Annotated in this window: 10 protein-coding genes and 2 pseudogenes; all 12 read left to right on the top strand. The window is 56.7% G+C overall.

The window, feature by feature from the left end; all coding sequences use genetic code 11:
* The coding region (locus JX325_RS08915) for a DUF4368 domain-containing protein (protein WP_204790809.1) at positions 1–486 on the top strand (486 nt) is incomplete at its 5' end.
* Positions 487–566: 80 nt separating this feature from the next.
* Positions 567–662, top strand: a pseudogene (locus JX325_RS18115) (Maff2 family mobile element protein); the annotation flags it as partial.
* A 13-nt stretch (positions 663–675) separates the two neighbouring features.
* On the top strand, positions 676–1,545 hold the full coding sequence (locus JX325_RS08925) for a VirB6/TrbL-like conjugal transfer protein, CD1112 family (protein WP_204790810.1): 870 nt from the start codon (positions 676–678) through the stop codon (positions 1,543–1,545).
* Between the two features lie 18 nt (positions 1,546–1,563).
* Positions 1,564–1,989, top strand: coding sequence for a SpoVG family protein (locus JX325_RS08930; RefSeq protein ID WP_204790811.1), 426 nt, complete (start codon positions 1,564–1,566; stop codon positions 1,987–1,989).
* 1 nt (position 1,990) lies between these two features.
* On the top strand, positions 1,991–2,431 hold the full coding sequence (locus tag JX325_RS08935; RefSeq protein WP_204790812.1) for an XF1762 family protein: 441 nt from the start codon (positions 1,991–1,993) through the stop codon (positions 2,429–2,431).
* A 15-nt stretch (positions 2,432–2,446) separates the two neighbouring features.
* On the top strand, positions 2,447–3,268 hold the full coding sequence (locus tag JX325_RS08940) for a DUF3849 domain-containing protein (protein WP_204790813.1): 822 nt from the start codon (positions 2,447–2,449) through the stop codon (positions 3,266–3,268).
* A 3-nt stretch (positions 3,269–3,271) separates the two neighbouring features.
* Positions 3,272–4,687 carry a DNA cytosine methyltransferase gene (locus JX325_RS08945; RefSeq protein WP_204790816.1) on the top strand — a complete coding sequence of 472 codons (1,416 nt, stop codon included), beginning with the start codon at positions 3,272–3,274 and terminating at the stop codon, positions 4,685–4,687.
* Positions 4,688–4,689: 2 nt separating this feature from the next.
* Complete coding sequence (locus JX325_RS08950) at positions 4,690–5,109, top strand: PrgI family protein (RefSeq protein WP_204790814.1); 420 nt, start codon at positions 4,690–4,692, stop codon at positions 5,107–5,109.
* Entirely contained in the window at positions 5,036–7,522 is a 2,487-nt protein-coding gene (locus JX325_RS08955; RefSeq protein WP_243414009.1) for a VirB4-like conjugal transfer ATPase, CD1110 family, read from the top strand. Before JX325_RS08950 ends, JX325_RS08955 begins: the two co-directional genes overlap by 74 nt.
* Complete coding sequence (locus JX325_RS08960; protein ID WP_243414010.1) at positions 7,519–8,331, top strand: site-specific DNA-methyltransferase; 813 nt, start codon at positions 7,519–7,521, stop codon at positions 8,329–8,331. The genes JX325_RS08955 and JX325_RS08960 overlap by 4 nt, the downstream gene beginning before the upstream one ends.
* Positions 8,312–9,118 carry a DUF6674 family protein gene (locus JX325_RS08965; protein ID WP_204790815.1) on the top strand — a complete coding sequence of 269 codons (807 nt, stop codon included), beginning with the start codon at positions 8,312–8,314 and terminating at the stop codon, positions 9,116–9,118. The genes JX325_RS08960 and JX325_RS08965 overlap by 20 nt, the downstream gene beginning before the upstream one ends.
* Positions 9,115–9,597, top strand: a pseudogene (locus JX325_RS08970) (peptidase M24); the annotation flags it as partial. The gene JX325_RS08965 and the pseudogene JX325_RS08970, both read left to right, overlap by 4 nt.

Consider the following 9,597-nt stretch of genomic DNA (forward strand, 5'->3'; position numbering starts at 1 on the left):
GTCACCAGCTACGCCGCCAAGCATGAGGCCCGGTTTATGAAGCTGCTGATGGCGCAGAACGAGGACGGCGGCAAGCGAAAGAACGCCGCCCGCCGCCGGGTGCTGGAGGCGGCGCAGAAGCGCATCGGAGAGTTGAGCGGCATCTTCAAGCGTCTGTATGAGGACAGCGTGAGCGGGCGCATCACGGACGAGCGTTTCATNGAACTGTCCGCCGATTACGAGCAGGAGCAGGCCACGCTGAAAGCCCGTGTCGCTGAGTTACAGGTGGAGCTGGGGCAGGCGCAGGAGGCCGCTGTGAACGTAGAGAAGTTTATGGCAGTCGTTCGGAAGTACACCAGCTTTGAGGAATTGACCCCCACCCTCCTGCGGGAGTTCGTGGAGAAAATCGTGGTGCATGAGTGCTGGAAGGACGAGCAGGGAACGCGCCACCAGGACATCGAGATTTATTATTCTTTTGTGGGCAAGGTGGACTTGCCTGACGATTGAGCCAGACCTATCCGGCGAGGCCCCGCCGGATAGTGACGGCAAAAATTTTTAACCTCTCTTTGCTTCTTTATCCGTAGTGAGCTAAGTCCCAAGGCATGAAACAGCTCATGGCTGGCGGCGGCGTTGCTCTGATCGGTATGCAGCTTATTCCCCTGCTGGCGAACCTGTTCGGCTAAGAGGACGTAACCAATGCTGAACATCCTCGACATAATCACAGACTGGATCAAAGGTATCCTCCGGGACTGCATTATGGGCAACCTGGACGGGATGTTTGACCAGATCAACAGCGAGGTCGGGGAAGTTGCGGCAAACGTGGGGACAACCCCGGCGGCATGGAACGCCGGGGTTTTTTCTATGATCCGCAATTTGAGTGACAATGTGGTAGTTCCAATAGCTGGGATGATTATTACCTTTGTCCTGTGCTATGAGCTTATCAGTATTATCATGGAGAAGAATAACTTCCACGACTTTGAAACCTTTGCCATTTACAAATGGATTCTCAAAGCGTTTATCGCTGTTTACCTCGTCACCCACACCTTTGATATTACCATGGCAATTTTTGAGATGGGGCAGAACGTGGTACAGCAGAGCGCCGGAATTATCACCGGGAACACCAGCCTTGATTTTGCCACGATCATAGGGGACGTGTCCGCGCAGTTGGAGGTCATGGAGCTAGGAGAGTTGTTTGGACTGCTGGTGGNGACAATGCTTCTGAAAATCACCATGCCCATTCTGTCCTTCTGCGTCATGCTTGTGCTGGTGGGCCGGATGATTGAAATTTATATCTACTGCTCCGTTGGCGCGATTCCCTTCGCCACCATGACTAACCGGGAGTGGGGGCAGATGGGCAACAACTATCTGCGCGGCCTTGTGGCCCTGGGACTGCAAGGCTTTTTCATCATGATCTGTGTGGCGATTTACGCCGTGTTGATCGGGCAGATTACCACCGGCGGCAGTATTCACGTTGCTATCTGGCAATGCGCCGGGTACACGGTACTGCTGTGCTTCTCCCTGTTCAAGACCGGAGCGGTCAGCAAATCCATTTTCAACGCACATTAAAATAAGGAGGATTGCAATTTGAGCGAGAGCAAAGCGCCGGAAACCGGCGCGGAGGCCCCCTCCGTCCCTGGTGTGGACGTGAAAATCTATCTGCCCAAGGACCCGGATAAGGACCATGGCAAGCTGCTGGGCTTTGCCAGCGTGAACCTGGGCGGCGTGTTCGCTGTCAACAACATTCGCATCTACAACACGGAGAAGGGGCCGTATGTCGCAATGCCCAGCACCAAGGGGCAGGATGAAAAATACCACCCCATCTGCTGTCCCACCACCAAGGAAATGCGGCAGGCTTTGAACGCCGCTGTTTTGGGCGCGTATGAGAAAGCGGTGGAGCAGGAGCGCCCCCCCTCTGTGCGCGGCGCACTCAAAGGGGCAACCAAAGAGGCGGCGGCACGTCAGGCAGAGGCCCCTACCCAGGGGAGGAAAGTGGACAAGGGGGAGCGGTAACGTGCTGTCCCTGGTCCCTGTTTCCCTAAAAGAAGCCAACGCTTTTGTAGCCGCCCATCACCGCCACCATAAGCCCGTCACCGGTCACAAGTTTTCCATCGGCTGTGCGGCGGAGGGACGGCTGGTTGGCGTTGCCATTGTGGGCCGCCCCGTGAGCCGCTATCTGGACAACGGCCTGACGCTGGAAGTGACCCGGCTCTGTACTATCGGCGAGAAAAACGTTTGCAGTATGCTGTACTCTGCGGCGGCGCGGGCGGCAAAGGCTATCGGCTACCGCAAGATCATCACCTACACGTTGGACACGGAGGCCGGAGCCAGTATCCGGGCGGCGGGCTGGACGTGTATGGGGCAGGCAGGGGGAAAACGCTGGACCGGCAAACACTGTCCCGCTGTGGACCTCTGCCCGCCGCAGATGAAATTGCGGTATGAGAAATTATTATAAAGGAAGGAGACGTTCATGGACGGAGAAAAATTGAATCAGGCGTTATACGACAAAATGGCGGCAGAACAGGAGCGGTTCAAGCACGGGCTGTTGGGCATGACAGTGGAGGAAGCCCTGAACTATGCCCATGAGTATACCATTCGAGAGGACATTCTCTTGGAGATAGAGGNGCTGGGTCTCCCCGCGTCCCAGGCGGAGGTGCTGCTGGAATCCGAATCTCCTCTGGCGGACATTTACAATGACTTCCAGGATATGGAGACGGGCCACATGGACGATATCCAGGAATGTATTGAGGATCGGGCAAACCATTTACTGGAGGCCCAGCTGGAGGCCCAGCGGGAGGTTACCCGCGCTATCCCACTCTATCAGCACACCGGCGAATATGCCTGGGAACACGGGGAGTTGGATGCTTTTCGTGCCTCCTATCAAGCGAATGAGGCTTGCAGAGAAGCCATTGAAACCGCAATTCGAGACGGTTTCGACGGTATGCACCTCAACGCCGATGTAAAGGGTGTTTTGGCAGAGTTCGGCCCGGAGCGCGTGACCTGTGTGCTGGCTGCTACGCTCCAGAGCAGAGCGCAGGATCAGCGGTTTTCCCGCAGCAATCACGCGTGGGCGGCGGCTGTTCCCATAGCTGACGCGGAGGATCGCCGCTGGGCCTATGTTGTCAACAGCCATTCTGCGGTGCTGGACGGCTTTGTTGGTATGGTGCGGAAGGAATTGGACGCTATGCGGGAGCAGCCGAAGCAGAAACCCTCCATTAAGGCCCAGCTTGCGGCAAAGCCCGTCCCCGGCGAACAGCCCGCCGCAAAACTGAAAGACCGGGAGGTGAGATAACCTATTTTCTACGGAAAAACCAACTTAACATTAGGATCACTTTTTGACGGCATAGGGGGCTTTCCCTATGCCGCTTCTTTTTACGGTATCCGCTCTTTGTGGGCTAGTGAGATCGTGCCGGAGTGCATATCCGTTACCCGGCGCCATTTCCCGGATATGGTTCATGTGGGCGACATTACCCGGCTGGACGGTGCGAAGCTGCCGCCCGTGGATATTATCACTTTTGGAAGTCCCTGCCAGGGGCTTTCTCTGGCTGGCCTGCGCCGGGGCCTCGCGGATGAGCGAAGCGGCCTTTTCATGGAGGCCATACGAATTATTGATGAAATGAGGGAGGCGACACATGGCGAATACCCCAAATTTGCAATCTGGGAAAACGTTGTCGGCGCAACGAGTTCGGCGGCTGGACGTGACTATCAGGCCGTGCTTGCGGCGNTCACAAAGAGTACGGTTTCAATGCCTCGATCTGGAAAGTGGGCAAACGCCGGAATGGCGCGAGGCCGAGGCGTTGATCTCGCTTGGTGCGTGTACGACGCCCAACATTTCGGAACAGCACAGCGGCGCAGGCGCTTGTTTCTTGTCGCAGATTTTAGAGGAAAAAGCGCCGGAGAAATACTGTTTGTCCCCAAAAGCCTGTGCGGGTATTTTGAGGCGGGCGGAACGCCGCGGCAAGGACTTACCGCCTTTGCTGAAAACAGCCCTGATGCAGCAGGCGGGATTGTCGAGGTCCTGAACGACCAGGGCGGCGATTCCATGACGGTGGAACGGTCCGGCATTTCCCCCACCCTCCGCAGCCAGACCCATGGAAANCTGCCTATTNTAGCTGGGATGNTGTGCATGNNAACCGGGCAGGCCAAAGCTGGTATTCTGGACAATCAATCCCCCCTGACCGTGGCCCATGAGCGGCCCCTCCTGGTGCATCCGCAGATTGCCGGAACACTGTGCGCCTCCGGCGCTGGCCTCTCCCGGCCCGCTGGGATGGGGAGCGAACTGGACTTCCGCGTCAGCAGCCCCGGATTCCGGCATAAGGCTGGGAGTGCGTCAGGAAGTGTGGGCTACCAGGAAGAAACGGCTCCGACCTTACTCGCAAACCAGCAAAGCAATGTGTTTGTCAGTGCGGTGGATTGCCGTAATCTCCGGGAGACGGAAGAAATCAGCGGCACATTGCAGGCAAAAACCAAATCGGGAGGTTATTCGCTGAACTATCAGAATCCGGTCCGTATCGGCTTTTGTGTGCGGCGGCTGACCCCCCTTGAAGCTGAGAGGTTGATGGGGTTCCCGGATTTTTGGACGGAGTACGGCCACGATGGTAAGCCTATCAGCGATACCAAGCGTTATTCTATGTTGGGCAACAGCGTCGCCGTCCCGTGTGTGGCCTACATCATGCAGGGCATCCGGGATGTGCTGCGAAAGGAGGCGTAACCATGCCCTTTGTCCCTGTCCCGAAGGACCTCGCCAAAGTAAAGACGAAGGTGGCGTTCAACCTGACCTCGCGCCAACTCATCTGTTTCGGCGTAGGCGGTCTGATTGGCGTACCCACCTATATGCTCACCCGGAACAGCCTCAGCAACGAGGCTGCGGCTCTGCTGATGATCGGCCTCATGCTGCCCTTCTTCCTGTTCGGCATCTACGAAAAGGACGGCCAGCCCTTGGAGAAGGCGCTGGGCCACTTCATCCGGGCGCAGTTCCTCGCCCCCAAGGTCCGTCCCTACCAGACCGACAATCTCTACGCCGCCATAGAGCGGCTGAATCATCATGAAAAGGAGGTTCATGCTATTGCAAAAAAAGCAGGAAAAGCAAGTAAAAAATCTGCAAGTGGCAAAAAGACAGCACAAAAAAGATAAAGCCGATCTGCGGGACACCATCCGCCTGACCCCGGACGCCAAGCTCACCAGCCGCCAGAAGCGGCGGCTGTCCGCTTCCGTCCAGAAGGCCAAGCGGGACGGCAAAATCCCCCGCACCGCCCAGCAGACCATCCCCTACCGGGAGATGTGCCGGGACGGCATCTGCGTGGTGTCGGAGCATTTCTTTACAAAGCAGGTCCAATTCTACGATATAAACTACCAGTTGGCGCAAAATGAGGACAAAAACCTGATTTTTGAGAACTGGTGCGATTTCCTCAATTATTTTGACTCCTCCATCCAGGTCCAGTTTTCGTTCCTCAACCAGCCCGCTGACATGGAGGAGCAGCGCCAGTCCATCCATATCCCCGACCAGACGGACGCTTTCAACAGCATCCGGGAAGAATATTCGGATATGCTGCAAGGGCAGCTCTCTAAGGGCAACAACGGCCTGACCAAGACCAAGTACATCACCTTTGGCGTGGAGGCGGACAGTCTGAAGGAGGCCAAGCCCCGGCTGGAACGCATTGAGGCGGATGTGCTGGCTAATTTCAAGACCCTGGGGGTGCGGGCGCACTCCCTCAATGGCTATGAGCGGCTGGCCGTCCTCCATAAGATGTTCCACCCGGCGGACAATCAGAAGTTCCGCTTCGCCTGGGATGCGATCTGCAAGACGGGCCTGTCCAGCAAGGACTTCATTGCCCCGGACAGCTTCACTTTTAAGAATGGCCGGATGTTCCAGATTGGCAGGACCTATGGGGCAATGTCCTTCCTGCAAATCCTGGCCCCGGAGCTGACGGACCGTATGCTGGCGGACTTCCTGGACCTGGAGAGCAGTATGGTAGTCACGCTCCATATCCAGTCCATTGACCAGAGCGCGGCCATTAAAAATGTNAAGCGAAAGATCACCGATTTACAGAAAATGACCATTGAGGAACAGAAAAAAGCAGTCAGAGCGGGGTATGATATGGACATCATCCCCTCTGATCTCGCCACCTACGGCGCGGAGGCCAAGACGCTTTTGGAGGACCTGCAATCCCGGAATGAGCGGATGTTCCTCGTCACCATGCTGGTGATGAACACGGCGGAGACGCGGCAAAAGCTGGAGAACAACGTATTCCAGGCGGCGGGCATCGCGCAAAAGTACAACTGCGCCCTGCGGCGGCTGGACTACCAGCAGGAGCAGGGCCTTATGTCCTCCCTCCCTCTGGGCCTGAACCAGATCGCCATTCAGCGTGGCCTCACCACCAGCAGCACCGCTATTTTCGTGCCCTTTACCACCCAGGAGCTTTTCATGCAGGGGGAGGCCCTTTATTACGGGCTGAACGCTCTTTCCAATAACCTGATTCTGGCGGACCGCAAGAAACTTAAAAACCCCAACGGGCTAATCCTTGGCACTCCCGGAAGCGGTAAATCCTTCTCCGCCAAGNGGGAGATCGCCAACTCGTTCCTTATCACCACGGATGATATTGCCATTATCGACCCAGAGGACGAATATTCGCCCCTGGTGCGGCGGCTGGGCGGGCAGGTGATCGACATTTCCCCCGCCTCGGACCAATTCATCAACCCCATGGACCTGAACCTCAATTACAGTGATGATGATAACCCTCTGACGCTGAAAAGCGATTTCATCCTCTCCCTCATGGAGCTGATCGTGGGCGGCAAGGCCGGTCTGGAGCCTGTGGAGAAAACGGTCATTGACCGCTGTGTACACATGGTCTACCGGGAATATCTGCAAGACCCCAGGCCTGAGAAAATGCCGGTGCTGGGAGACCTCCACGCACTTCTCTGCCAACAGCCGGAGCCGGAGGCCCAGCGGCTTGCCACGGCGTTGGAGATCTACGTCAGCGGTTCCCTCAACGTATTCAACCACCGGACCAATGTGAAAATCAACAGCCGGATTGTGTGCTATGTGATTAAAAAGCTGGGCAAGCAGCTCAAAAAATTCGGTATGCAGGTGGTTCAAGATCAGGTGTGGGGCCGGGTCAGCGAGAACCGGGAAGCCCATAAGTCCACCCGCCTCTACATTGACGAAATGCACCTTCTCTTGCGGGAGGAACAGACCGCCGCCTATACGGTGGAGATTTGGAAGCGGTTCAGAAAATGGGGCGGTATCCCGACCGGTCTTACCCAAAATGTAAAGGACCTGCTTTCCTCCCGTGAGATTGAGAATATCCTGGAAAACAGCGATTTCATTTATATGCTGAACCAGGCGGGCGGCGACCGTCAAATCCTGGCAAAACAGCTCAATATTTCCCCTCACCAGCTTGGTTATGTGACCAACTCCAACGCTGGCGAGGGGCTTTTGTTTTTCGGGAGCGTCATCATCCCCTTTGTGGACCACTTCCCGAAGGATACAGAGCTGTACTCCATTATGACCACCAAGTTGGAGGACTTGGCGGAGGACGGCGGATGACCATGGAGCCGGAGCGAAATCGAATCTACCGGATGGATTGTATGGAGCTGTTTTCACAGATCCCGGACGGCTATGTATCCATGATTCTAACCGACCCTCCTTACGGCATCCGGTATCAAAATAACTTTGCCCGATGTCCGCACCCTCCCATCGCCGGTGATAGCGGCATTGACTATGAACAGTTCGCCAGGGAGAGCTACCGCATTCTGCGGAATGACAGCCACGCCTATTTCTTTACCCGCTTTGACTGCTATCCCTACCATTATAACTGTTTGAAGGAGGCAGGTTTCTCCATCAAGAATTGTTTGGTAGTAGAAAAGGGCACCGTTGGTGGGATTGGCGATTTGCAGGGCAGCTATGCCAACAACGCTGAATGGCTCATTTTTTGCCAAAAGGGGCGGCGGACTTTCAACCATACGCCTCTGCTGCAAAACCGGAAGAAGGAGGGGACGCGGCCCCGCCCAGGGGCAAATCCGAGCAAGCGGTATAAGACCCGATTCAACGCTTGTTGGTTCGGGACGGAATATCCCAAGGCAACTTACAATTCTGTGTGGCAGAAGAAACACCGGATATATCATCCTACCATCAAAAATGCGGAGTTTTTATCTTGGCTGATTCAGATTTCCAGCCAGCCCGGAGAGCTAATCTTTGACGGCTTTATGGGCAGCGGCAGTACAGCGGTGGCGGCAATGATGGCGGGCCGGGATTACCTGGGTGCGGAGATTGACCCTGCTTACTGCGACATGGCGGTAAAACGGGCCAGCGAATTTAGGAAGGAGGCGCTTATCAGTGGACCCGTTACAGAGTAACGAGACGATCCAGCAGTTTATGAAACTGCTGGAGGAAAACGGGCGGCAGGGGCAGGTGCAGGACTTGTCCGCACTTATGTGGTATATGGACGGTATGAATCGGCAGTATGAAGCTGTTCTTCAGGAGTTGCAGGAAGTCCGCCAACAGCTTACCCAGGTGCGGGAGCCGTCCGCCAAATATATCATGCAGGGCGCGGCGGCGAAGCTGGAACATAAGGCACACCAGATTAAGGCAACGCTGGATAACCTGTGGGAGAAGATCGCCGGATGTGCCGCCGCCGCTGTGGAAAATTTCAAGGAGGCGGGTGTGACTGCATTGGACAAGGCCGTGTCCGCCATTGGAGCCAAAAATGTGCTGGAATCCTTGCAGGAGCAGATCAGTGGCATGATTGCTGACACGAAGCAGAACATTGAGAAGGTGGAGAGCGTCGGCCATGAGCTGCGGAGCGTGGGCGGTCATTTGAAGAACGCTGGACGTACCCTGACCGGCAAGGAGACGCAGGTGGTGGATGGCGGGCAGGAGGGCCGCTTTCAGTCCATGGTCCTCGCTCCCATGCGGGCCACGAAAAGTCTGCTGTCCAACATGAACAACGCCACTCTCGCCGCTATTGGCAGGGTGGAGAGCCTGGAGCTGTCGGCGGAGGCCGCACGGGAGGCGCGGGCAGAGCGTCAGGCGGAAAAAAAGCCCTCTATTCGTCAGGCTTTGGCGGAAAAAAAGGCGGAAATTGCCGGACAGCCCGCTCCCGCGCCAGACAAAGAACATAAGCCCCAGGAGGCGGCTCTATGAGCGGTAAACAGTTCCAGGCCAGGGCAAAAACGGTGCAAAAGCTGGGCCGAGACGGTCTGGTGGAGCAAAACATGGCTACCGGCGAGGAAAAGCGGGTCAGCCAGCGCACGGCGGACATATCATTCGGTCCGGCCCGTCCCCTGGAACAGGCGGCGGGCCACCGTGCGGCCCAGCGGGGCGGCGGCGATTCCGTTTCCCCCGGTAAAAAACGGCGGAAACAGCCCCGGCCCGTCCAGCAGACGGCGGAGGAAGCGGTCTATGCCGCCCAGGAGCCAGTCAGCGGACCGGATACCCCTGCGCCGGATGCTCCCTCCATGCGGATGGCTGCGGACGCGCCCATGATGGACGCTCCCGTTGCCAGTGAGGCCCCCCCGCCAGCTTCCCGAAAGGGGCGCAAGCGGAAGAACCTTAAAAAAACCAAGCAGCAACAGGCGGCAAAGCACACCCCGGATGCCGCCCGATCTTTGGACGGCCCGCCC

The sequence above is a fragment of the Oscillibacter sp. CU971 genome, from assembly GCF_905219725.1.
Lineage (GTDB): Bacteria > Bacillota > Clostridia > Oscillospirales > Oscillospiraceae > Oscillibacter.

Excerpts from the sequence above, each read along its gene's own strand:
- JX325_RS08950 (WP_204790814.1), top strand. The coding sequence starts at position 4,690 with ATGCCCTTTGTCCCTGTCCCGAAGGACCTCGCCAAAGTAAAGACGAAG.
- JX325_RS08960 (WP_243414010.1), top strand. The coding sequence starts at position 7,519 with ATGACCATGGAGCCGGAGCGAAATCGAATCTACCGGATGGATTGTATG.